Origin of the sequence: Marinobacter salicampi (assembly GCF_011074795.1) — a bacterium.
GTDB lineage: Bacteria > Pseudomonadota > Gammaproteobacteria > Pseudomonadales > Oleiphilaceae > Marinobacter > Marinobacter salicampi.
Genome location: NZ_JAAMPF010000031.1, coordinates 93,682 through 116,368, shown reverse-complemented (window position 1 = coordinate 116,368; position 22,687 = coordinate 93,682). Strand labels below are relative to the sequence as shown.

General features: G+C 56.5%; 22 protein-coding genes and 1 tRNA gene. 2 read left to right on the top strand and 21 right to left on the bottom strand.

Features of this window, described 5'->3' with window-relative positions:
• Positions 1-8 precede the first annotated feature (8 nt).
• The 18 genes from secF to G7W63_RS17570 form a co-directional block, all read right to left on the bottom strand.
• A complete protein-coding gene (secF, locus tag G7W63_RS17655) occupies positions 9-971 on the bottom strand; it encodes a protein translocase subunit SecF (RefSeq protein WP_166261478.1) in 963 nt (320 codons plus the stop codon).
• The gene (gene secD, locus G7W63_RS17650) at positions 964-2,841 is read right to left on the bottom strand and encodes a protein translocase subunit SecD (RefSeq protein ID WP_166261475.1); all 1,878 of its coding nucleotides are present in this window, start codon (positions 2,839-2,841) and stop codon (positions 964-966) included. Before secD ends, secF begins: the two co-directional genes overlap by 8 nt.
• A 30-nt stretch (positions 2,842-2,871) precedes the next feature.
• A complete protein-coding gene (yajC, locus tag G7W63_RS17645) occupies positions 2,872-3,225 on the bottom strand; it encodes a preprotein translocase subunit YajC (RefSeq protein WP_423202301.1) in 354 nt (117 codons plus the stop codon).
• A gap of 39 nt (positions 3,226-3,264) precedes the next feature.
• Complete coding sequence (tgt, locus tag G7W63_RS17640) at positions 3,265-4,407, bottom strand: tRNA guanosine(34) transglycosylase Tgt (protein ID WP_166261550.1); 1,143 nt, start codon at positions 4,405-4,407, stop codon at positions 3,265-3,267.
• A 14-nt stretch (positions 4,408-4,421) separates the two neighbouring features.
• The gene (queA, locus tag G7W63_RS17635) at positions 4,422-5,498 is read right to left on the bottom strand and encodes a tRNA preQ1(34) S-adenosylmethionine ribosyltransferase-isomerase QueA (protein WP_166261469.1); all 1,077 of its coding nucleotides are present in this window, start codon (positions 5,496-5,498) and stop codon (positions 4,422-4,424) included.
• Between the two features lie 58 nt (positions 5,499-5,556).
• A tRNA-Leu gene (locus tag G7W63_RS17630) sits at positions 5,557-5,643 on the bottom strand.
• An 80-nt stretch (positions 5,644-5,723) separates the two neighbouring features.
• The gene (gene flgL / locus G7W63_RS17625) at positions 5,724-7,259 is read right to left on the bottom strand and encodes a flagellar hook-associated protein FlgL (RefSeq protein WP_166261466.1); all 1,536 of its coding nucleotides are present in this window, start codon (positions 7,257-7,259) and stop codon (positions 5,724-5,726) included.
• Positions 7,260-7,277: 18 nt separating this feature from the next.
• A complete protein-coding gene (gene flgK / locus G7W63_RS17620; RefSeq protein WP_166261463.1) occupies positions 7,278-9,308 on the bottom strand; it encodes a flagellar hook-associated protein FlgK in 2,031 nt (676 codons plus the stop codon).
• Between the two features lie 6 nt (positions 9,309-9,314).
• Positions 9,315-10,322: a flagellar assembly peptidoglycan hydrolase FlgJ gene (gene flgJ, locus G7W63_RS17615; RefSeq protein WP_166261460.1), complete on the bottom strand. Its 1,008-nt coding sequence runs from the start codon at positions 10,320-10,322 to the stop codon at positions 9,315-9,317.
• A gap of 8 nt (positions 10,323-10,330) precedes the next feature.
• A complete protein-coding gene (locus tag G7W63_RS17610) occupies positions 10,331-11,425 on the bottom strand; it encodes a flagellar basal body P-ring protein FlgI (protein WP_166261457.1) in 1,095 nt (364 codons plus the stop codon).
• Complete coding sequence (flgH, locus tag G7W63_RS17605) at positions 11,422-12,111, bottom strand: flagellar basal body L-ring protein FlgH (RefSeq protein WP_166261454.1); 690 nt, start codon at positions 12,109-12,111, stop codon at positions 11,422-11,424. Before flgH ends, G7W63_RS17610 begins: the two co-directional genes overlap by 4 nt.
• Before the next feature lie 60 nt (positions 12,112-12,171).
• Positions 12,172-12,960 (bottom strand): flagellar basal-body rod protein FlgG, encoded by a 789-nt coding sequence (flgG, locus tag G7W63_RS17600; RefSeq protein WP_166261451.1) that lies wholly within the window; start codon positions 12,958-12,960, stop codon positions 12,172-12,174.
• Positions 12,961-13,052: 92 nt separating this feature from the next.
• Entirely contained in the window at positions 13,053-13,805 is a 753-nt protein-coding gene (locus tag G7W63_RS17595) for a flagellar basal body rod protein FlgF (protein WP_166261448.1), read from the bottom strand.
• Positions 13,806-13,945: 140 nt separating this feature from the next.
• Positions 13,946-15,841: a flagellar hook protein FlgE gene (locus tag G7W63_RS17590; protein WP_166261445.1), complete on the bottom strand. Its 1,896-nt coding sequence runs from the start codon at positions 15,839-15,841 to the stop codon at positions 13,946-13,948.
• Between the two features lie 30 nt (positions 15,842-15,871).
• On the bottom strand, positions 15,872-16,546 hold the full coding sequence (locus tag G7W63_RS17585) for a flagellar hook assembly protein FlgD (RefSeq protein ID WP_166261442.1): 675 nt from the start codon (positions 16,544-16,546) through the stop codon (positions 15,872-15,874).
• Positions 16,547-16,566: 20 nt separating this feature from the next.
• Positions 16,567-17,016: a flagellar basal body rod protein FlgC gene (gene flgC, locus G7W63_RS17580; protein ID WP_166261440.1), complete on the bottom strand. Its 450-nt coding sequence runs from the start codon at positions 17,014-17,016 to the stop codon at positions 16,567-16,569.
• A 33-nt stretch (positions 17,017-17,049) separates the two neighbouring features.
• Positions 17,050-17,445: a flagellar basal body rod protein FlgB gene (gene flgB / locus G7W63_RS17575; protein ID WP_166261437.1), complete on the bottom strand. Its 396-nt coding sequence runs from the start codon at positions 17,443-17,445 to the stop codon at positions 17,050-17,052.
• A gap of 219 nt (positions 17,446-17,664) precedes the next feature.
• Positions 17,665-18,222: a nitroreductase family protein gene (locus tag G7W63_RS17570; protein ID WP_166261434.1), complete on the bottom strand. Its 558-nt coding sequence runs from the start codon at positions 18,220-18,222 to the stop codon at positions 17,665-17,667.
• Positions 18,223-18,361: 139 nt separating this feature from the next.
• Here G7W63_RS17570 and G7W63_RS17565 point away from each other — a divergent pair, with 139 nt between their 5' ends.
• Together G7W63_RS17565 and G7W63_RS17560 are read left to right on the top strand one after the other, a co-directional pair.
• A complete protein-coding gene (locus G7W63_RS17565) occupies positions 18,362-18,673 on the top strand; it encodes an Mpo1-like protein (protein ID WP_166261431.1) in 312 nt (103 codons plus the stop codon).
• A 4-nt stretch (positions 18,674-18,677) separates the two neighbouring features.
• A complete protein-coding gene (locus G7W63_RS17560; protein WP_166261429.1) occupies positions 18,678-20,087 on the top strand; it encodes an adenylate/guanylate cyclase domain-containing protein in 1,410 nt (469 codons plus the stop codon).
• A 32-nt stretch (positions 20,088-20,119) separates the two neighbouring features.
• Here the strand turns inward: G7W63_RS17560 and queF are convergent, their stop codons facing one another.
• From queF to G7W63_RS17545, 3 genes are read right to left on the bottom strand one after another with little or no spacing between them, the layout of a single operon-like run.
• On the bottom strand, positions 20,120-20,938 hold the full coding sequence (gene queF, locus G7W63_RS17555) for an NADPH-dependent 7-cyano-7-deazaguanine reductase QueF (RefSeq protein ID WP_166261426.1): 819 nt from the start codon (positions 20,936-20,938) through the stop codon (positions 20,120-20,122).
• An 18-nt stretch (positions 20,939-20,956) separates the two neighbouring features.
• The gene (locus G7W63_RS17550; protein WP_166261423.1) at positions 20,957-21,730 is read right to left on the bottom strand and encodes an ABC transporter permease; all 774 of its coding nucleotides are present in this window, start codon (positions 21,728-21,730) and stop codon (positions 20,957-20,959) included.
• Positions 21,727-22,665 (bottom strand): ABC transporter ATP-binding protein, encoded by a 939-nt coding sequence (locus tag G7W63_RS17545; RefSeq protein WP_166261420.1) that lies wholly within the window; start codon positions 22,663-22,665, stop codon positions 21,727-21,729. Before G7W63_RS17545 ends, G7W63_RS17550 begins: the two co-directional genes overlap by 4 nt.
• Positions 22,666-22,687 lie beyond the last annotated feature (22 nt).

Here is a 22,687-nt window from a genome sequence, read left to right as displayed (position 1 = left end):
TGGTCCTGCTACATCCGATTCAGCCATTCAGGGGGCTGCTCTTCCTCATCTTCGCCTTCCTGCCCTACAAGACCTTCCTTGGGCGGTATGACTAGATCGTCCCGGGAGACACCCAAGGCGAGAAGCATGGAAGCGGCTACGTAAATCGAGGAGTAAGTACCCACGATTACGCCGAAGATAAGCGCAATGGCGAAGTTATTGATAGCCTCGCCCCCAAACAGATACAGAGCAATCAAGACCACCAACGTGGTTCCGGAAGTGTTCAGTGTCCGGCTTATGGTCTGATGAATCGACTCGTTAATGATGTGCTCTGAATCGCCAACCCGCATTTTGCGGAAATTTTCGCGGATGCGGTCCGCCACAACAATAGTGTCATTCAGCGAGTAGCCGATAACCGCAAGCAGTGCCGCCAATACACTCAGATCAAAAGTCCACTGGAACAGCGAGAAAATACCGAGAATGATAATGACGTCATGGGCCAAAGGCACCACTGAAGCCAGACCAAATTTGGCCTGGAACCGCATAGCCACGTAGACCAGCACAACTGCGAGCGCCAGAAGCAGCCCAAGCCCGCTGTCTTCTTTCAGCTCATCTCCCACCTGGGAGCCAACAAATGACGAACGCACCAACTCAAGTTCCTGGCCAGTTGTGCGCAGATCCTCAGTTACCTGTGCCGCCAGTTCATCGTCAAAGGCGTCTGAGAGCCGAACGAGAACCGACGTTTCGGCACCGAAGTTCTGGACCACAAAGTTCTCGTAACCCGAGTCTGCAAGTACATTGCGGATATCGTCCAGTGCCGGCGCTTCCGAGTACTCCAGCTCAACAGAGGTACCGCCTGTGAAGTCCAGCCCCAGATTGAGGCCGTTAATCGCCAAAATGATGAGGGAGCCCAGCACCAAAGCGATGGAAAAGGCTGCAGCTACCTTGCGTATACCCATAAAATCAATGGGTTTCTTTTCTACATTAGGCATTAGCGAGCTTCCCCCCGATGGACAGTTTCTCAATCTTGCGACCGCCGAAGGCGAAATTCACGATACCCCGGCTAACCAGCAGCGAGGTGAACATGGACGTCAGGATGCCGATGCACAGTGTCACAGCAAAACCTTTAACCGGGCCGGAGCCCATGGCAAACAGGATAACAGCCACCAGCAACGTGGTGATGTTAGCGTCAACGATGGAAACAAACGCCCGGGAGTAGCCTGCATTGATCGCCGACTGTGGCGGCATGCCGCTCTTAAGCTCTTCCTTGATTCGCTCGAAGATAAGTACGTTTGCATCTACCGCCATACCCACAGTCAACACGATGCCGGCAATGCCCGGCAGGGTCAGTGTCGCCGACAGTATCGACATGCAGGCGATGAGCATCATGAGATTTATGGTCAGCGTCAGATTCGCGATCAGGCCGAATACCCGATAGAAAACCGCCATGTAGATGAGCACCAGACCGAAGCCCAAGGCAACTGACATCATGCCGGCGTCGATATTCTTCTGGCCCAGGCTGGGGCCGATGGTTCGCTCCTCGGCGAAATACATCGGTGCGGCCAGGGAGCCTGCCCTTAACAGAAGCGCCAATTCAGCCGCTTCTGCCACAGAATCCAACCCTGTGATACGAAAACTGGAACCAAGCGCTGACTGGATAGTGGCAAGGCTGATTATGCCTCTTTCGACGCTACGCTTTTCCACTTCTTTCATTTCGCCGTCAACACGCCTTTCGGTGGTCTCGGACTTGTATTCAATAAACAGCACAGCCATTCGGCGCTGAATGGCGTCCCGAGTGGCGCGGTTCATCCTGTCGCCGCCCGCGGAATTCATGGTGATATTTACCTGGGGCTGGCCATTCTCATCAAACCCCTGCTGGGCGTTGGCAACGCTGTCGCCGGAGGCAATGACCTCTTTTTCCAGCCTGGCGGTCCGGTTCTCACTGTCCCGGAACGGGTAGACTTCTGTGGTACCGGCAGGCGCATCCTGACGGGCCTCCAGGCGGAACTCAAGGTTCGCCGTGGCGCCGATAACCCGTTTCGCCTGAGCCGTGTCCTGAACACCTGGCAGTTCGACCACGATACGGGAACGGCCCTGTTGCTGAACAAGGGGCTCTGCCACACCCAACTCATTTACCCGATTGCGAAGTGTGGTGAGGTTCTGCTCGACCGCATAGTCTTCAATTTCGCGAACCTGTGCTTCAGACAGAGTCAGCACCAGTTCATACTCATCGTCGTCGCCGCGTCTCTCATCAAGCAGGAACTGGTTGTACTGGTCGCGGACCAGGCTGAAGGCCTTGTCCCTCTCACTCTCATCGCGGAATGTCAGCACAATGTTCTGGGCTCCTGCCACCTCGCCACCACGGTAGCGGATGCGCTCATCCCTCAGATCCTGCTTGACCTGGCCTGACAGTGCTTCCAAACGTTGCTTGAGGGCGGTTTCCATATCCACTTCCAGAAGAAAATGGACGCCGCCACGCAGGTCAAGACCCAGTTTCATGGGCCCCGCACCAATACTGCGCAGCCAGTCAGGGGTGGAAGGTGCCATATTCAGGGCTACCAGGTAGTCATTGCCAAGGGCGGCCTGGACAATGGGGCGGGCCTTTAGCTGGGCCTCACCACCCGCCAGCCTTATCAGGCCATCCGGCTCGTCGACCTCGGCAGAACGCACCTCAATACCCGCCTCCTCAAGGGCGGTCACCGCACGCTCCAGGGTGCGCTCGTCAACTTGGGTGCTACTTCTGGCACCACTGATCTGAACCGCATAATCATCCGGATACAGGTTCGGTAACGCGTAAATGAATCCGATTGCCACAGCAATCAGGATGATCATGTTTTTCCAGAGCGGGAATTTATTGAGCATGCGGTGCCTTTGGTCAGCAACTGTCCGGGTTTAGATGTCTTTCAACGTGCCTTTGGGCAGAGCTGTGGCTACTGCAACTTTCTGTACCTTGACTTCAACGTTGTCGGCAATCTCGACCACGATGAAGTCATCGGTAACCTTGGTGATCTTGCCGGCAATACCGCCGGAAGTGACCACTTCGTCGCCCTTGTTCAGACCGGACATCAGGGCCTTGTGCTCTTTCGCACGCTTGGACTGCGGGCGCCAGATCAACAAGTAGAAGATCAGGATGAAACCGGCGAAGAAAATCACCTGGCCGATTACGCTCATACCCTGCCCTGCAGGAGCCTCGGCGAAAGCGAAGCCTGGCGCCAGCACCAGGAGGGCGGCAAATAGAGTCTGCATTGTTTTCATGGGTGTCTCCGTTGTTCGTCTGATTAGCACTTACGCCTGTGTATGGGCAGCTGAAGCCGCTTGACGGGTGGGCGTGATTTCGCCTCTACGGGCGTAGAAAGCGTCAATAAAGTCGCACAATGTACCTGCTTCAATGGCCCCACGCAATCCGGCCATAAGGTTCTGGTAATACCGGAGATTGTGAATCGTGTTCAGCTGCGAACCGAGCATTTCTCCGCACTTATCCAGATGATGAAGATAGCTGCGGGAAAAATTCTGACAGGTATAGCAGTCGCATTCGGTGTCCAGTGGCGAGGTATCGTGTCGGTGGGCTGCATTGCGAATTTTGACGACGCCTGTGGACGTGAACAAATAGCCATTGCGGGCATTTCGGGTGGGTAGAACACAATCAAACATATCGACGCCGCGGTACACAGCTTCCACAAGGTCTTCCGGTTTGCCCACACCCATCAAATACCGGGGCTTATCGGCCGGCATTTTAGGTGGCAAATCGTCAAGTATCCGTAGCATGTCAGCCTTGGGCTCGCCAACAGACAGCCCGCCGATGGCATAGCCGTCAAAACCGATATTGGTGAGTTCTGCCAGGGACTCATCCCGAAGATGCGTATACATACCGCCCTGCACAATACCGAACAGCGCACTGGGGCTATCACCGTGGGCCAGCTTGCTTCTTGCGGCCCACCTCAGAGAGAGCTTCATCGACTCCCTGGCCTGGGTTTCTGTTGCCGGGTACGGGGTACACTCATCGAATATCATTACGATATCCGAGCCCAGATCCCGCTGCACTTGCATGGCGATTTCCGGTGACAGCTCAACCGGCGAACCATCAATCGGTGAACGGAAAGTCACCCCGGCTTCCGTTATTTTTCGCATCTCGCCCAGGCTGAACACCTGGAAGCCGCCCGAGTCCGTCAGGATCGGGCCCTGCCATTGGGTAAAATCATGGAGGTCGCCGTGAGCGCGGATTACTTGGGTGCCCGGGCGCAGCATGAGATGGAAGGTATTGCCCAAAATGATCTGAGCGCCGATGGCCTCGATGTCTCTGGGCAGCATGCCTTTGACCGTGCCGTAGGTTCCTACCGGCATGAATGCCGGGGTTTCCACCTGGCCCCGGGGAAAGGTCAGCCGCCCCCGCCGCGCAAGGCCATCCTCACCCAGTTTTTCAAACGTCATGAAAGAGCGGTTGCTCACTGTGAATCTCCCGGTTGGGTTCTGGCGTTCATCGCGCCCATGCTCTGCTCCCGGGCGCTGATGAACATGGCGTCGCCATAGCTGAAAAAGCGGTAGCGTTCGCTGATCGCAGCAGCGTAGGCAACCCGGACATTCTCGATACCGGCAAAGGCGCTGATTAACATCATTAGAGTCGAGCCAGGCAAATGGAAATTGGTGATCATCGCGTCAACGCAGCCGAACCTGTAACCGGGGTAGATGAAAATATCGGTCTCACCCTGAAACGGCCCTAGCTCCCCTTCCCTGCAGGCACTCTCCAGGGACCGGACTGACGTCGTGCCTACGGCAATTAACCGGCGGCCTGCTGAACGGGCCTTGCGTACAGCGTCAACCGTTGCCTGCGGCACATGGGCCACTTCACTGTGCATGACGTGGTCTTCGATTTTTTCGACGCGAACCGGCTGGAAGGTGCCCGCACCTACATGCAGGGTCACAAAGGCTGTTTCTATACCTTTGTCAGCCAACCTTGCTAGTAGGGCATCGTCGAAATGCAAACCGGCGGTTGGCGCGGCTACAGCTCCCGCCTCACGGGCATAAACGGTCTGGTAGCGTTCGCGGTCGGTGGACTCGTCCGGGCGATCAACATAGGGAGGTAGCGGCATGTGGCCGATCCGGTCCAGCAACTCAAGCACTGTTTCGCTGCCGCCCCGATGAAGCTCGAACAGAGCACCCTGGCGCGAGGCCATGAGCAGTTCGGAGTCGTCCTCAAGAATGATGGTCTGACCTGGTTTGGGCGACTTTGACGAGCGCACATGGGCCAGCAGGGTATGACTTCCGGTTACCCGCTCAACCAGTATCTCCACCTGCCCGCCGGAGGCCTTGCGCCCAAAAAGCCGGGCGGGAATAACACGGGTATCATTGAAGACCAGAAGGTCACCGGGTTCCAGTAGGTCAGGCAGATCAATGATTTTCCTGTGATGAACGTGCCCCGTCGGGCCATCAAGTGTAAGCATCCTGGAGGCGCTACGTTGAGGCAAAGGATAACGGGCGATCAGTTCATCGGGCAGATCAAAATGGAAGTCCGAGAGATTCATGGAGGAGGCTGTTCAGGGTGGCGCTGACACTGGCAGGCCATTGATTAATAGGCTTCTGTGGTAGCGGTGGGCGGACTTGAACCGCCACGCCCGTGAGGGCAACGGATTTTGAATCCGTCGTGTCTACCAATTTCACCACACCGCCATCGAAGAGAGACAGGATTATACTGAGGTTGCCCATGAAAGCAACCGCATCACCGCCCGCTCCGGGGCGACTCACGGCGGCTACAGCCGATCGAACAGCGAAATCTGGGAAACCCGGGCAAACGACTGCTGGGCCGCTTCCAGAACAAAGCTCTGGAAACTCAGGCGGCTGATGGCCTCAGCGTAATCCACGTCCTGCAACTGGGACCGGATATCTTTGGTATAGACCGCCGTGTCACCGAGAAACTCCCGGGTAGACTCAACGGCGTTCATCCGGCCGCCAATCTCTGTCTGTGTCTCCAGGATGGTTTCCTGGGCGTTGTCCAGGTTGCTCAGGGAGCTGGCAATCAGCTCGTCAAAGGCCTGCTGTCCGCCACTGACGGTTGCTGTTAAGGGTCCAGTGGGCAGCGTCAGATCCTCAAATTTTGCCCCACCAACCACAATAGTCCCCGTGCCACTTGCCTCGAAATTCAGGTCACCACCCTGGGACTGGATCTTCAGATCGCCATTGGCATCTATCTTGGCCGACACCTTCTCCAGGCCTGCCGCATCACTGCTATTGATTGCGTCACGAAGCGCAGTCAGAGGTGCCAAATCGGTGAAGTCTGAGAATGCTACGCCGTTAATAGTTAGCTCATCACCAATCATCGGTGAGTAACTGGTACCCCCCGGTATAGTCGCTACTGCGGGCATCTTGTCCTGGTTTTCCAGCCCGTAGATAAGCTTTTCAACACTGGCAAACAATGACTGTTTCTCCGAGGTTTTCACAACAAAACGGTCACCGTCACTTGCGCCGCTTATCTCGAACTGGATGCCGGCAACCCGGATGGGCTCCCCGCTGGTATAAGTATTATCGGGGGGCGTCACGTCCACCGGTGGACTGGTGCGGGTAGATGCGGTGAACGTGCCCGCGGTAGTGTCTACCTCGATTACCAGATCATCCGGGTAGAGCTCGGCAAACACGGCTTGGTCCAGCATCATCCCGGTGGTTATCTGTGCCGGAGGCTGAGCATTATTGGGGCTTGCCTCAGTGATGAAAGCTGGCTTATCGCTGGCCACGTCGGTGAAAATCTTCTTGCCGTTGTCACTGATCTTGACGCTCACACCCTTGTCAATCTCCAGGCTGCGCTGACCTTCATCGCCCTGATAGACCCAGCTCCCGGAAACATTCTGCTCAAAGGCCGGGGTGCCGCCCTTATGACCGCTGAAGATATACTCTCCTGACGCATCCCGTGTGTTTGCCAGGGAAGCCATCTGCTCAAGCCGCTGGCGAAGTTCAGCGGCCAGAGACTGGCGATCAAGGCTCGACAAGGAGCCATTACCGGCCTGCACAGTAAGCTCACGGACACGCTGGATAAGATCATTGGTAGCCGTCAGTGCGCTCTCTTCCTGCTCCAGGCGATTTTCTGCCAGATTCACGTTGCGCTGGAACTGATCAATCTGGGCGACCTCCTGGTCCAGCTTCAGAATACGGGCCGCCGCAACCGGGTCGTCTGAGGGCGTATTGACCCGCTTGCCAGTAGATATCTGCTCCTGGGTTTTCTGCAGGCCGCCGTTCAGATCCTGCAGGCGGTTAACGCCGCCCTGGAAAATCTGCTGTGATGAAATCCGGATCATGGTCGTTTCCTCAGCTTCTTATCGGAATGTGCTCAGCAGCGTGTTGAACAGATCCTGGGCCACACTCATCACCTTGGCGGAGGCGTTGTAAGCGGCCTGGTACTGGATCAGGCGTCCGGCTTCTTCGTCCAGATTGACACCGGAGATAGACTCCCGCTGGTTACTTGTCTGCTCAAGCAGAGCCTGACCTGCATCGAGATCAAGTTGGCTCTGACGGGTGGAAACACCGACGGTTTCAACAAGCCCGCCATAAGCCTCAGTGAAACTCTGGTTGCCGCCGTTCATGGTGTTGGCGGTCGCCAGGCCACCCAGCAGTCCCACATTGCGGTTATCAGAAATCCCGTCTGTGTTGTAGTCGATCAGGAAGCTGTCGTTGGCCTGGGGGTTACCATTCAGGGTGAACTGAAAGCCGCGATAGTTCTCATCCCGGGGGTCCTCTGAAAACAACTTGTTGGAAATGCCCGGCTGAAACGTCTGACCAGAAACGGCCGGATCTAGATCTTTTGGCTTGGTTGGATCGCTGGCATCCAGAATCTCGTACTCTGTTTCGTTTATAAACCGCACCATCAATGGCGGCGACAGGGCTCCGCGCTGGTTGAATTCTGACAGAGGCACGTTGGTCAACGGATTGCGCACGTCCAGCATGGTGCCTTGCGAAATGGCGCCATTTCCGGTGTTACCTTCGTCAGCCCCAGCACGAATCGGACTTGCGAAGGCCAGGTCTTCCTCCCGCTCTACCTGTAAGGCCATGTCCGTGGCCGCAGATCGGGTCGGTCGAACGAGAAAACTGTCACCGGGAGAAAAACTGCCCGACTCGATGCGGACATTGAATCCGGGCATGGACAGTTCAGCCGGTAGTGTCGCCGGCAGTGAACCCTGCCGAACAGTTTTGCCATTGGCCCGGTCAACCAGCTCGAAGTTCTGGTTGTCGCCGATTTTCAGGGTATAACTGCCCGCCGCCAGAACACTGCTGTCGGTGATTTCAACGGCGACCACGCCATCTTTCGGGCTGGCGTTGTTGGCATTGGGCGTCACCCGGTTGATCTGTGCGCTGCGAGTATTGACATCGGTGAAGAACAATCCGCCCAGATCGTTTTCCAGGTCCATGCCGATCTGGTGCTGATGATTGACCTGGTCTGACAGTGCCACGGCAATGCGGCCCAACTCATCGAATGCGGCATTCAAAGGCCCTGCTGCAAACTGGCGCAAGCCCCCGAGTTTGCCGCCCACCACCTGCTCGGTGATGACCCTGACCCTGCCACCGGTGTTGAGGGTGAACTCCATGGCATTGGGGTCTTCAGCGCTGCGGCGAGTGGCAAGAGTGGACGCCTCTCCGCCAACCACCAGCGACTGGCCATTGCCCATCTGGACGTTGACCTGGGCGCCATCAGCGGGCACCACCCGAATACTGATCAGTTCGGACAGTTCTCGGAGTTTTTCGTCTCGTTTGTCCAGCAACTCGTTCGGCATCTTGCCCTGGGCAATGCCCGGCGTTTCAGAGATGGCCATGTTCAGTTCGGCGATGCTCGACAGCAGCGCATTGACATCCGATGTGTTGGCGCCCATCTGGGAGTTGACGGATTCACGCTGTTGCACGAAGGCGGAGTTCAACGACTGGAAACGGTTCACAACCGCCTGGGCTTCACTGAGGACAAGCTGGCGCTGAGGCAGTGCAGCGGGGTCTTCCGCCGCGCTCTGCAGGCTTGCGAAGAAGTTGTTTAGCGCGTTGTTTAACCCCGTACTCTCGCCGCCCAGCAGGTTGTCAAGGCGACCCAATTCGCCATTCAGCACATCCTGCTCGTTGAACAGGGAGGTGTCGCTGCGCAATTGCTCTGTAACGAAGTCATTGGCAATGCGGCGAATATCGTTGATGTTAACGCCGCTGCCAATGGTTCCGGCGCCACTCTGGCGGCCCGGCTGGGTCTCGAACACCACTTCCTGTCGGCTGTAGCCCGGGGTGTTGGCATTGGTTATGTTATTGCCGGTGGTGTTGAGTGCAGATTGGTGTCCCAGCACGCCCGTAAGACCAATTCCGATCAATCCAGCCATGACCGATTACTCCTCAGACGCGCGGTAAGGTGAAACGGATGCGGATGCACTCGTTGGCTGCAGGAAATCGCGGTCCATTATCTGCCTGATCTTCTGGCCATAGGCCGGGTCAGTGGCATAACCTGCGGCCTGCAACTTGTCAGCAAACACATCCGGATCGTCCGCCGAAGCAAGCACATCCCGGTAACGGGGATTGGTTTTCAGGAAATCCACGTAATCCCTGAAACTGGCCTCGAAATCATCGTAGGAGCGGAAAGCAGCTCGCTCTTTCATGGGCACGCCCTCACGGTATTCCGTCGTGGCTATGCCCACTGACTCGCCCTGCCAGCGACTGTCCGCCTTGATCCCAAACAGGTTAAAGCTTGGCTCACCCTGCTTTCCTTCGATCATATGCTTGCCCCACCCGGTCTCCAGTGCCGCCTGCGCGACCATCAGCTGGGCGCTGATGCCACTCTCTTCAGCCACGGCCTCGGCCATGGGCATCATGTGGCTGACGAAAGCCTGTGGAGAATCAAAACGTACCGGCGCTTTTCCTGCCACTTCGTCAGTCTGCACGGCATCGGACGTTGACCGGATGACCTCTTTCACCCTGTCGAGTTCTTTCGGTAACGCCGGAGACAGGGACGGCAAACTGCGATCGTAATCGGAAATACTGCGGCGGTGGCCGGACAGCGGCTCCCCCTTCTCGCTCATACCCGGAATCTGCTGACTGAGCTGGCGTACCAGCGTGTCAGCCAGCCCCAGCCCCTGGTCTTTTGACATACTAAGGCTGAGCTGGCTGTCGAACATGTCCTGGTAGAACTCAGAATCGCTGCTGTTCAGGTAGCTGCCCTCGGACAAAACCTTGTTGGCGGCCCGCATCGACTTCAGCATTTCCGCCAGAAACAGGCTCTCGAACTGCTTGGCCACTTGCTCAAGTGCGCCTTTGCCGTCAGAGCGGGCCTGGGTTTTCAAGGCATTCAAGCCGTTGAATTCGGTGTAGATCTGGGCCTGGTCGAGTCGCGAGTTCTGCATCACATCACCTAGATGACAATTAGCTCGGCGCGCAAGGCACCGGCTTGCTTGAGGGCTTCCAGCACGGCCATAACATCACCTGGCGCTGCACCCACCTGATTCACTGCCTGGACGATGTCGTTGAGGGTGACGGCCGGCCCGAAGTTGAACATGCGGGCAGGCTCTTCGGTAATCGCAATCTGGCTGTTCGGCGTCACCACGGTCTCACCGTCAGTAAAAGGATTGGGCTGGTTGACCTGGGGGTTTTCAGCGATGGTGACCGTCAGGTTGCCGTGGGTGACCGCGGCAGGACTGACTTTCACATTCTGACCTACCACAATGGTGCCGGTGCGGCTGTTGATAACCACCTTGGCGGCCTCCTCGGCCGGGTCGACTTCCAGGTTTTCAAGGATGGACAGGAAGCTCACCCGCTGGGAAGGGTCACGGGGCGCCTTTACTGAAACTGACGTGGCGTCATGGGCATAGGCCATGTCACTGCCAAGGGTATCGTTGATGACTTCAACCATACGTCGGGCAGTGGTGAAATCCGCACGCAGCAGATTGAAGGTGATGGTGTCGCCCTTAGCGAACGGCGAAGTCACTTCCCGCTCTATGGAGGCGCCGTTCGGAATACGTCCCACGCTGGGTACGTTTACCGATATACGGGAGCCGTCTGCGCCAGAAGCGCCAAAACCTCCCACCACCAGACTGCCCTGGGCCATGGCGTATACCTGGCCATCCGCGCCTTTTAGCGGTGACATAAGAAGACTGCCCCCACGCAGGCTATCGGCGTTGCCAATGGATGAGACCGTAATGTCGATTTCCTGGCCGGGCTTGGCAAAGGCGGGCAACTCGGCATGGATAGTTACCGCTGCCACATTGGACAGGTTCGGGTTCACTCCTTCGGGAATGGTGACCCCGAACTGGGTCATCATGTTCCGGAAAGTCTGGTTGGTGAATGGTGCCTTATCGCCGGTGCCGTCCAGCCCCACCACCAGGCCGTAACCCAGCAACTGGTTGGAACGTACGCCCTTGACCCGGGCCATGTCCTTGATGCGGTCCGCCATCACCGGTGCGGAAACCACCATGAACATCAGGGCAACCAGGGAAAATTTGCGGATCATAACGGCCACCACTCACTGTTGAAGAAGCGACCGAGCCAGCCCATCTGATTGGCCTGGTCGAAGTCACCGGTGCCGCCATAGGCAATGCGGGCATCCGCAATACGATTGGAAGCGATCACGTTGTTCGGGTTGATATCCTGGGGGCGCACCAGACCAGTAAGGCGGATATATTCATCGCCATTGGTCAGGGACAGCCACTTCTCGCCCCGAATACGCAGGACGCCATTCGGCAAGACTTCGATAACCGTCACTGTAATGCTACCGGCCAGTCGATTACTTTGGTCAGCTTCGGCCTGGCCCTGGAAGTCCCGCTCCATATTCAGGTCGGTGGCCATCTTCAACCCCGAGCGGCCCAGGATGCTGCCTTCATTGAGACTGATGTCGTTTTCTTTGCTGATGCTGCTTTCAGCCGACTTGCTGGCCTGGGTGGATTCCTGCAGATTGACCAGCAGTACATCGCCAACGTTGATCGCTACAGTGTCGCCGTAAAGGTTGTAGTTGCGGCTGGTCTGGTAGATAGAGCCTGAGTGAGCGTCCCGCTGCATCATGGCTTCTGCCCGAACCGGCGCGAAGGCGGGATCATCGGGCATGGCCCTGGGCCGGCTCATGGCCGTGCAGCCCTGCAGCGCGGCAACGAAGAGCACCGTAAGCAAGATCCAGCTACGTGTCTTGTTGAAATGGCTCATTTTGATCCCCTTGTTCCCGGCCATGGTGACCCTTTTAACGCTCACCTGTGTGCTCACTCATCAACCGATGTTATTGGTGATGAACTGCAGCATCTGATCCGTCGCTGACACGACCTTGGAGTTCATTTCATAGGCCCGCTGGGTGGTAATCATGTTCACCAGCTCTTCGACCACTTCCACATTTGAAGCTTCGGTCATGCCTTGCTCTACGGTACCCAGGCCGCCTATGCCAGCCTCACCCTCGGCCGGATCACCGCTGGCGTTGGTTTCCCTGAACAGGTTATTACCGATGGCCTGAAGCCCCTGGGGATTGACGAAGTTCACCAGGGGTATCTGGCCCAGGTTTACCGGATCGGCCTGGTTGTTTACCACCGCCGAAACCGTGCCATCCTTGCCTATCGTGACGGTGGTGGCATCTTCCGGAACGTTGATATTGGGTTCCAGCAGGTAACCGTCCGGGTTCACGATGTCACCGTTGGCATTAAGCTGGAACTGGCCATCGCGGGTATAGGCGATCTCGCCATCCGGCAGTTGGATCTGGAAGAAGCCCCGGCCATTGACGGCCAAATCCAGCGGCTGTTCGGTTACCTGCAGGTTGCCCTGGGAAAACTGCTTCGCGGTGCCTACCACCCTGACACCGGTACCGAGCTGAAGGCCTGAGGGCAATTCGCTGTTTTCGGTGTTCATACCGCCGGGCTGACGATTGATCTGGTACAGCAGGTCCTGAAACACCGCCCGGTCACGTTTGAAACCCGTGGTGTTCACGTTCGCCAGGTTGTTGGAAATGGTGGACATGTTGGTGTCCTGAGCGCTCAAACCGGTTTTACTGACCCATAACGCTGGATGCATGACTCTACTCCTGTGTGGAACCGGCCGGTGTCGGCAAACATTTGCCGCTTTACGCCTGGTGCCGGGTTCTCAGAATGCTTTTGATGCGTCTATCAAAGGTTTTGCAACAGCCGTGCCGTAACTTCAGAATTCTCGTCCGCTGTCTGCATGATCTTCACCTGCATTTCGAACTGACGGGACAGTTGCAGGTTCGAAATCATTTCTTCCACGGCGTTTACATTCGACGACTCCAGGAACCCGGAGGTAAGCCTCAGGTTGCCATCTGGGGGCTCCGGTCCATCCAGGGCCGCATCCGGCTTGCGACGCATGAAGCCGTCTTCGCCTTTTTGCAACGCATCGGCCGGAGGATTAACCAGCTTGATCCGATCCACTTCTACCAACTGGCTGGGAGGTCCGCCCACCGGCACTATGGAAATGGTGCCGTCAGCGCCGATCTGGACATTATCGAAGGGAGGCAGTGCCACGGGACCGCCATTGCCCATCACCATTTCGCCATTGGAAGTACGCAGCAGCCCATTGACGTCCAACTGCAGGCTTCCCGCCCGGGTGAACACCTCTTCGCCATTCTGGTTCTGGATGGCAAGCCAACCGTCACCATTAACCGCAACATCCAGGTCCCGACCCGTTTCAATAAGTGCTCCGGCGCCGGTCTCGGTGCCCGGGCGTTCGGTCATGGCATAGGCACGGGTAGGAAAATGCTCGCCAAATACCGGCATACTCCTGGCCTGGGCATAGTCGCGCTTGAAGCCGGTGGTACTGACGTTCGCCAGGTTGTTGGCATGGGCCTGCTGGGCAAGCATGGTCTGCTTGGCCCCTGACATACCGATGAAAATGGACTTGTCCATGGAAAACTCCTGCCGGAATTTTGACTGTTATAGCCTGTAATGCAGGAGTTGTGCCAAATGCTCTGATTGAGCTGGAATGAAAGCAGGAAGCCCTGAGCCGGGATTGGAGGCCCGGCTCAGCGTGTTACTGGAAAAGAGGACTAGCGCAGGTTAATGATGGTCTGGGTTACCGAGTTTGAGGTCTCGATGGTCTTGGCGTTGGCCTGATAATTACGCTGGGCAATGATCAGGTTCACAAGCTCGGCGGACAGGTCCACGTTGGACTCCTCCAGTGAGCTGGCCTTGATGGAGCCCAGAGTGCCCGTATCCGGCTTGCCTACCACTGGCTGCCCGGACTCGAACGTTTCAACCCAGGTGGTTTCGCCCACCGGCGCCAGGCCGTCGCTGTTGTTGAAGGTTGCCAGGGCCACCTGCCCCAGAGTTTGGGACTGACCGTTGGTATAGCGGGCAAACACTATCCCGGTATCCGACACGTCCAGTCCGGACAGACGGCCGGTGGTGAACCCGTTCTGACGCTGGTCATTGACGCCAAACGCACTGCCAAACTGGGTAGTCTCGCCCAGGTTGATGACAAAGTTGGAGCTGTTGGGCGGATCCGGGATGGGCGTGGTAGCACCCTCGGAAAGCAGACGGGGACCCGCTGCTCCGTTGGGATCACCATTCTGATCCAGCGGTGCCCAGTTGGAAATCAGAACCGATCCTCTGGGATCACCATCGATGCTTTCCAGTACGCCGTCCGGAGTAAACTGGAGTTCATACCGCGCCTGAGAGGGCTCACCACCGGGCCCCGGGGGGTCACCAACGTCCTGGCCGTCTATCTGAACATACATTGCCCAGGCGCTCTCGCCTCCTGACACCGGCTCCTTGACGAAGTATTGAGTGATTTCGTGCGAGTTACCCAGACTGTCATAGATGGTGGATGAGGTCGCATGGTTATAGGTGCGCTGGTCGTTGGGATCAAAAACATTGCTGCGGAACGGCGTTTCCGACGCCCCAGCCAGAAGCCCGTAATCGGGATCGGAGGCCGTTACAGGATCAGCCGGGTCCCGGGAGCCCAGGGTGAGGTCCCGGTCAAGGGTCACATTGATGCTGCCGGTCTGAACGATTGTTCCGACCGAGCCATTGTAGGCAAGCGCAAGGTTACTGCCCCGGCTTTCCGTCAGAACCAGACCGCCGGCACCGTTGGAGGTGGCGCTCACGCTGTTCAGGGGCGAATCATTAACCGCCCTCTGTAGCCATTCGGCAGGACTCTCACCGGCAGGTATGGGGTCGGGAATGTCAAAATTGGTGCCCTGGACAGTGACCGTGCCGCCCGCGACAATGCCAGCTTGGGGGATCTCGGATACGGTCCTCGCCGAAGCACTGACGCCTTCTTCCTGGTTCAGCAGTTCCGCGACCTGACTGGCTTCGGTGCCGGCAGCAATACTGACGTCGCGGTTAGAGCCGTCGGGATAGGCGATAGCCAGGATCTGCGCATCAATCGGATCATCTGCGGCTGGCTGGACTCCCTGAACTTTGGTACCACTGACTTCCAGCACCCCTTGCCTGGAATCAAGGTTCAGCTCAGATTCCAGGTTCGTGGTACGCCTGGGCGCGAGATTGTCAGTGTCGATCTGCAGGTCACCACGGACACCTGAAAGATTGCCGTCGCCATCGGCCTGGAATCCCTGCACGCGCATGCTCTGGTTGTTGGTGATAAACCCGTCCTGGTCGACACCAAACTGCCCGGCCCGGGAGTAGCGCGTTTCGCCGCCGTTATTCAGCACGAAGAAACCGTCACCGTTGATCGCCATATCAAGGCCGTTGTCAGTAAAACTGATATTACCCTGGCCGAAATTCTGCTTGACGTCCTGAACCCGTACGCCATCGCCGATCGGGTTGGTGCCCGAGCTGAGGAAACCGTTGGCGTAAAGATCCCCGAACTGAACCTTGCTGCCCTTGAAGCCCACTGTGCTGGCGTTGGCGATGTTATTGCCGGTAACGTCCAGGTCCACCGATGATGCGCGTAAGCCGCTAAGCCCTGTATTAAAAGCCATACTACACCCCGTCTATTGTTCTTTGCCTGGTTAGTTGATTTGCTGGACGTCAGACAGGGCGATTGAGCCCATGCCGGCAAGATTAAGAGTCACGTTGCCCTTTCCCCCCAGAGAGACGCTGTCCACGTTGGCGCTCATTAACGTTCCCAGTTGTTCCGTGCCCTGCGGGTAAGACCCCTCCGCTACGATGGCGTAGGTACCAGGCGCCATAGCCTCCCCTGCAGAATTTTTACCGTCCCAGTTGAAGGCCACCTGACCGGCCTGGGCCGCGCCCACGTCCAGTTGTCGAATTCGTTCACCCGCCTGGTTCACAACCGATATGCGCAGATTCGACGTGGACGCCGGCACGCCGACGACGCCCTTAAGCTCACCGGATGCGCCCAGCACACCTACCTGTGAAGGCACCAGCACAGAGCGCCCTACCATGGCCGAGGCCTGAAGCGCCTGGGTCGAGCGGAACTCGCCCACCACATCGTTAACGCTGCCAGAAAGATTCTGCATTTCTTCCAGAGAGCTGAACTGGGCAAGCTGGGCGATAAAGTCGCCGTTATCCTGCGGCTCAAGGGGATTCTGGTTTTTGAGCTGGGCGATCATCAGCTCCATGAATTCATTCTTGCCAAGTTCCTGGGACGGGTTGGCGGCATCGTTCTTGAAACGGTACTGACTCAGGACATCCGAAGCGGCAGTATTGTTAACCGTGGTCATGGTTCATTCCTTATTGAGGCTTACTGCTGCCCAAGGGTAAGGATGCGCTGCATCATGGATTTAGCGGTGTTCATTACGTCGACGTTGAGCTGGAAGCTTCTTGAAGAGGACATCATATCTGCCATTTCCTCTACCACGTTCACGTTGGGGTAGAACACATAACCGTCTTCATTCGCCGCCGGATGACCAGGCTGATAACGCATCTGTAGCTCCGCATCGCTCTCAACAATGCCCTCAACGCGGACACCGGCTCCGGAACCATTGTCATCGCCGAAAGCTAAACCCTGACTGTCGGGATTGATCATGCTTTGCTGGATGGCAGCAAATACCGGCTTTCTGGCCCGGTAGGCCATCTCTGTGCTGGAACTGGCCGTCTCAGCGTTGGCAATATTGGAGGCGGTTGTATTCATCCGCAGTGACTGTGCGGTCATTCCAGAGCCGGCGATATCAAAAATGCTTCCGAGGGACATGGTGAATCTCCTGTTTATTCAATCGCGGCGGAGTTACTCGCCCTTGATAGCTTTGGTCAGCCCACTGAACTTGCTGCTCAGGAACTGGAAACTGGCCTGGTAGTCCATGGCGTTGCGCATGAAGCGACTTTGCTCTTGCTGGGCATCTACCGTGTTTCCGTCAAGTGAAGGCTGGTGGGGAGTGCGATACATGAGCTGGCCATCGCCGTCACCCTGGCCAATGCCGATATGTCCGGCGTGGGACCGGGCCATCTCAACCCCTTGGCTGGCTTGGGCCTGGCTAAGCATGCTCTGAAAATCCACGTCACGGGCCTTAAAGCCCGGGGTATCAGCGTTGACCAGGTTATTGGCCAGGACTTCAGCACGCTTTACCCGGGCATTCAGGGCATGCTCATGGATACCCAGGGCCTTATCGAATGTAATTGCCATACCGCCTCCCAAACATGTCTAGCGCTGACATCCGGTTGAATTGCCACGGACGTCCTCTTAAACAGGTAGAAGCAACAGCAATGCCAGTTTTTCGGAATGCGCGTTATTAAAGGCCTGGAAAGGTCGTTTAAAAAAATTGAAGAGGCAGGCATAGCAGAAAAGACGGCAAGGGGAAGAAAAGCGGCAAGCCCTTTCCCCCTTAGGGCAAGTCATTGATTGTTACGGCCACCGGCTGACAAAAGTGCTGGTGTCCGGCCTGGGTACCGCAGATTTTTCAGACACTACCGAGCCGACATAAAGGAAGCCGCTGATCTGCTCGCCTTCTCCAAGCCCCAGCCCTCTGTGAACCACGGGGTGATAGGCCAGCGCGCCAGTGCGCCAGACAGCGCCGAAGCCGGCAGACTCCAGAGCCAGCAGTACATAGCCGAGCCCAACCGCGGAAGACATGACCTGTTCTACAAAAGGCACTTTCGAATGTTGTTTCGGACTGCATATACCGACAATGATCATGGGTGCCCGTGAAGCGGTTTTGAGCAGCTTTTCCCGGCTTCCCTCCAGGGGATCGTCTGGATCGTCAGCCGCCTCTACGAACAGCTCGCCAAGCGCCTCCAGACCCGCACCCTCTATGACCAGATAACGCCAGGGCCGGAGTAACGCATGATCTGGAGCCCGGGCGGCGCAGGCCAGGATGTCCTCGAGTTGCGACGAATCCGGCGCAGGACTGGACAGGCGGGGTTCGGACGAACGGTTCAGAATGGCTTCTAACACGGGGTTCATATGGGCTACCAGTTGGTTCTATGGGAAGAGCGTACTACTGCGCATCTCTGCTATAAAATTGTGACTAGCGGTTAATACTGTTAACCTTTAGTCGTAGTCGAATTCACTTTAAAACAACAAATGGGCCGGTAGAAATACCATGAGTGAAGATCCCAAGTTTATGAGTTTTTCAGAGTTCTACCCCTACTACCTTGATGAGCACCGGGATCCGACCTGTCGGCGGCTGCACTACGCAGGCAGTCTCCTGGTCGTAGCAGTGGCTCTGTACGCACTGATTACAGCGAAATTCGCGTTTCTGCTACTGCTCCCCGTTATCGGTTACGGCTTCGCCTGGCTTGGCCACTTTCTGTTTGAAAAGAACCGCCCCGCTACGTTTCAGCACCCACTGTACAGCCTGGCGGGCGACTGGGTCATGTTGAAAGACATGCTGACAGGACGTATCCGGTTCTGAACTCATGAACGCACCACTCTCAGTGAGCAAATCACTGGTCCTGGATGCCCAGAATAATCCCATCGCGATTCCGCCGATGCCAGATTATAACGGACGCATTCTCGCCTATACCGCCACCGGGGCAGTAATAGTTGCAGGCCTGGTGGAAAACGCCTTTCCGTCGTGGATGGTTTGGCTCTTGGTTGGCGCGATTATCTGGCCCCATGTGGTCTACTACCTCACCAGGCGAACCTTCCTTCGCCATTCCATCCGTATCCGCCAGAAGATGCTTCTGTTTGACTGTGTGGTTGGTGGCGCGTTCGTCGGCTTGATCGGACTGATCGCGACGCCGTCAATTGCTGTCGTCCTGATGCTGATGTTCAGCTGTCTGATCGTGGGCGGCATCCGTCAGTGGTTCTATGGTTTCGTACTCATGGCCACTGCGGCGGCTTTAGGCGTGAGCATCAGCGGTGTCGCTGATAGCCTTGAATCATCACTGCTGCTGGGCAGCGCCGCCATGCTCGCGACCGGCCTTTATATATGCGTAACGGCCTTTTATGCGCATCAGCAGGCCCGCGCCCTGATGATGGCCAAGACGCAGATACAGAACCAGCGTGAACAGTCGATCGCTCTGTCCCATAAGTTGTCCAAGTACCTCTCACCCCAAGTCTGGCAGTCCATATTTACCGGTGAACGGGATGTGAGGCTTGAAACCCAGCGCAAGAAACTGGTCATCTTCTTTTCCGACATCAAGGGCTTTACCGAGCTTTCCGAAGAAATGGAGCCGGAAGCACTGACCGAGCTTCTGAATCACTATTTCAACGAGATGTCGGAAGTCGCACTGAAGTACGGTGGCACGATCGACAAGTTTGTCGGCGACTCAATCATGATTTTCTTCGGCGACCCGACCAGCCGGGGCCAGAGGGAAGATGCGTCTGCGTGCGTGTCGATGGCGATCGATATGCGCAAGCACATGAAAATCATGCGCCAAAAATGGCGCAGCCAGGGCATCAAGACCCCTCTCGAAATACGCATGGGTATCAGCACCGGCTACACCACCGTTGGCAATTTTGGCGCAGAGAATCGCATGGACTACACCATAATCGGCAAGGAAGTTAACCTCGCCAGCCGGCTGGAATCCCTTGCGGAGCCGGGAGAAATACTGGTTTCCTATGAGACATTCTCGTTGATCAAGGACAGGATCATGTGTCGGGACAAAGGCGAAATTACAGTAAAGGGGTTCGGTCGCCCTGTGCCTATCTACGAAGTGGTGGACTTCCGACGGGACCTCGGGCCGAACCGAAGCTTTCTCGAACACGAGCACAACGGCTTTGCGATGTACATGGACTCCGACAAAATCAACGAAGCCGAACGCAAAAGCATTCTTTCAGCTCTTGAGGATGCAGCGGATAGGTTGCGACAGGAAGACCAGTAGCTCTGCCGTTTTAGCCAAGTTGCACTTATCCGCTATTGTCTCACCAGGCGTGAGGTTGGAGCCTCTCCGGCCGCTGTACTGCGCCACGGATTGATGTCGAGACCACCACGTCGTGTATATCGGGCGCTGACCGCAAGTTCCATCGGACGGCACCTTCGTAGAATGTCTGAAAATATTGTCTCAACACAATGCTCGTGAAAATCCTGCTGTTGCCGGAAACCCACCACGTACTTCAGGAGCCCCTGGCGGGAAATGGCCGGGCCTATGTACTCAATCAGCAATGAACCCCAATCAGGCTGCCCCGTCACCGGACAGTTGGTTTTAAGCAGGTGCGAGCAAAGCTTTTCCGAGACCACCTCAACCGAGGTTTTGAGCTCTTCGGGGCAGTAGTCATACCCCACTTCACTAACAGATTCATCATCCACCAGCACGAATCCCGGAGGCCGACCCACGGCACTGACGGTCACATCCACATCATGGAATCTGACTCGAACGGCGGCACCACAGGCACTGGACAGATCCTGCTCTATGGTCTGGCGAACCTGGCCCGGGGAAGAGAAAACCGTCTGGTTAAGTGAGTTCAGGTACAGCTTGAGGGATTTCGATTCGATGATCGCGGTAGACGCAGCCGGAATCCTGATATCCGCCCAGACAACCGCCGGCACCCCATTACCTCGCAACCAGGAGACTTCCCAGGCTTGCCAGATGTCTTCACCAAACCAGGGCCAGCGCCCGTCATCAAAGCCTATGCGGCGACGATTATCATCCCGCGGAACAGGAAACAGAAGCTCCGGACTGTATTGGTCCGGATAGGCGCTGGCTTTGCCAAGCGGGGCATCAATCAGTGACATGCAAGTTGCTCTCCCAGCTCAGTGCCTGATGCCCTTGCCGCGCTGCAGCATTCGCAAGCAGACCACGACAAGAACGGTTATAAAGAACAGGACCATTCCCAGGGCGATCCAGACGTTGACGTCCGAAACCCCGAGAATGCCATAACGGAATGCATTGACCATGTACAGAATGGGGTTAATCATCGAAACCCCCTGCCAGAATTCCGGCAGTAGCTGAATCGAATAGAACACGCCACCGAGATAGGTCAGAGGCGTGAGTATAAAGGTCGGCACGATGGAGATGTCGTCAAACTTGGTCGCCAGCATGGCGTTAATGAAACCACCAAGCGAAAACAGCGCCGACGTAAGGCACACCGTCAGGATCACTACGGGCAGATTGTGGATCTGCAGTTGAGTAAAAGCCAGGGATAGCAGAGTCACGATAAAACCCACACCCAGACCGCGGGCCATGCCGCCAGCGACATAGCCGGCAAGAATGACCCAGTTGGGCACCGGCGAAACCAGCAGCTCCTCAATACTGCGCTGGAATTTCATACTGAAGAAAGACGACACCACATTGGCATAGGAGCTGGTGATCACTGACATCATGATCAGGCCAGGCACAATGAATGACATATAATCAAAGCCATCCATCTGCCCGATACGGGACCCGATCAGGTTGCCAAAAATGATGAAGTAGAGCGTCATGGTAACCGCGGGGGGCAGCAGCGTCTGCGGCCATATACGGGTAAAACGCCGGATCTCGCGGACTACGATGGTCTGGAATGCAGTAAAGATAGCGTAAGGGGTCATTGCAGCACCGCTCCGCTGTCCGCGTTTTCCTCGACCAGACGAAGGAACAGCTCCTCAAGGCGGTTGGCTTTGGTTCGCATGCTCATCACCTTGATACCGTGACGATTCAGCTCGGCAAAGACTTCATTGAGCCCCTGGCCTTTCTCAACCTCAACCTCCAGTGCGCCTTCGTCAGTCAGGTGTGTGGTGAAACCATTAAGTACCGGAGGCGCTGTCAGAGCCTGGTCAGTATCGAGCACAAAAGTTTCTACATGCAGCTGCTGCAGAAGCTCCTTTTTGCTGGTGTGCTTGAGAATAAGTCCCTGGTCGATAATGGCAATGTTGCGGCAGAGTGCCTCTGCCTCTTCCAGATAATGGGTGGTCAGGATGATGGTTGTGCCCTGCCTGTTCATTTCTTCCAGGAAGGACCACATGGAACGTCGGAGTTCAATATCGACCCCTGCGGTTGGCTCATCCAGTATCAGTAGCCTGGGTTCGTGGACCAGGGCACGGGCGATCATCAGACGGCGTTTCATACCACCGGATAGCATTCGTGCCGGACTGTCCCTTTTGGCCCACAGGCCCAGTTTGCGTAGGTAGTGCTCTGCTGAAGCCCTGGCACGCTTAATCGGTATGCCATAGTACCCCGCCTGGGTAGTTACGATATCGAACACTTTCTCGAACTGATTGAAATTGAATTCCTGGGGCACAACGCCCAGATTCAGCTTGGCCGCCGACAGGTCGGTATCGATATCATGCCCAAACACCCGGACGATGCCAGAAGTCTTGTTCACCAGTGAGCAAACAATTCCAAGAGTGGTGGATTTTCCTGCCCCGTTCGGCCCAAGCAGGGCAAAGAAATCCCCCTGGGCCACGGTAAGGTCAATGCCCTTGAGGGCATGCATGCCATCGCCGTAGGTTTTAACCAGCCCTTCAATATGCAATGCGTTGGTCATAAGCTCCTTTTCGACCTCGATA

Bases quoted from the DNA above. Each gene is read 5' to 3' on its own strand.
- secF (WP_166261478.1), bottom strand. From the start codon at position 971: ATGCCTAATGTAGAAAAGAAACCCATTGATTTTATGGGTATACGCAAG.
- secD (WP_166261475.1), bottom strand. From the start codon at position 2,841: ATGCTCAATAAATTCCCGCTCTGGAAAAACATGATCATCCTGATTGCT.
- yajC (WP_423202301.1), bottom strand. From the start codon at position 3,225: ATGCAGACTCTATTTGCCGCCCTCCTGGTGCTGGCGCCAGGCTTCGCT.
- tgt (WP_166261550.1), bottom strand. From the start codon at position 4,407: ATGACGTTTGAAAAACTGGGTGAGGATGGCCTTGCGCGGCGGGGGCGG.
- queA (WP_166261469.1), bottom strand. From the start codon at position 5,498: ATGAATCTCTCGGACTTCCATTTTGATCTGCCCGATGAACTGATCGCC.
- flgL (WP_166261466.1), bottom strand. From the start codon at position 7,259: ATGATCCGGATTTCATCACAGCAGATTTTCCAGGGCGGCGTTAACCGC.
- flgK (WP_166261463.1), bottom strand. From the start codon at position 9,308: ATGGCTGGATTGATCGGAATTGGTCTTACGGGCGTGCTGGGACACCAA.
- flgJ (WP_166261460.1), bottom strand. From the start codon at position 10,322: ATGCAGAACTCGCGACTCGACCAGGCCCAGATCTACACCGAATTCAAC.
- G7W63_RS17610 (WP_166261457.1), bottom strand. From the start codon at position 11,425: ATGATCCGCAAATTTTCCCTGGTTGCCCTGATGTTCATGGTGGTTTCC.
- flgH (WP_166261454.1), bottom strand. From the start codon at position 12,111: ATGAGCCATTTCAACAAGACACGTAGCTGGATCTTGCTTACGGTGCTC.
- flgG (WP_166261451.1), bottom strand. From the start codon at position 12,960: ATGCATCCAGCGTTATGGGTCAGTAAAACCGGTTTGAGCGCTCAGGAC.
- G7W63_RS17595 (WP_166261448.1), bottom strand. From the start codon at position 13,805: ATGGACAAGTCCATTTTCATCGGTATGTCAGGGGCCAAGCAGACCATG.
- G7W63_RS17590 (WP_166261445.1), bottom strand. From the start codon at position 15,841: ATGGCTTTTAATACAGGGCTTAGCGGCTTACGCGCATCATCGGTGGAC.
- G7W63_RS17585 (WP_166261442.1), bottom strand. From the start codon at position 16,546: ATGACCACGGTTAACAATACTGCCGCTTCGGATGTCCTGAGTCAGTAC.
- flgC (WP_166261440.1), bottom strand. From the start codon at position 17,016: ATGTCCCTCGGAAGCATTTTTGATATCGCCGGCTCTGGAATGACCGCA.
- flgB (WP_166261437.1), bottom strand. From the start codon at position 17,445: ATGGCAATTACATTCGATAAGGCCCTGGGTATCCATGAGCATGCCCTG.
- G7W63_RS17570 (WP_166261434.1), bottom strand. From the start codon at position 18,222: ATGAACCCCGTGTTAGAAGCCATTCTGAACCGTTCGTCCGAACCCCGC.
- G7W63_RS17565 (WP_166261431.1), top strand. From the start codon at position 18,362: ATGAGTGAAGATCCCAAGTTTATGAGTTTTTCAGAGTTCTACCCCTAC.
- G7W63_RS17560 (WP_166261429.1), top strand. From the start codon at position 18,678: ATGAACGCACCACTCTCAGTGAGCAAATCACTGGTCCTGGATGCCCAG.
- queF (WP_166261426.1), bottom strand. From the start codon at position 20,938: ATGTCACTGATTGATGCCCCGCTTGGCAAAGCCAGCGCCTATCCGGAC.
- G7W63_RS17550 (WP_166261423.1), bottom strand. From the start codon at position 21,730: ATGACCCCTTACGCTATCTTTACTGCATTCCAGACCATCGTAGTCCGC.
- G7W63_RS17545 (WP_166261420.1), bottom strand. From the start codon at position 22,665: ATGACCAACGCATTGCATATTGAAGGGCTGGTTAAAACCTACGGCGAT.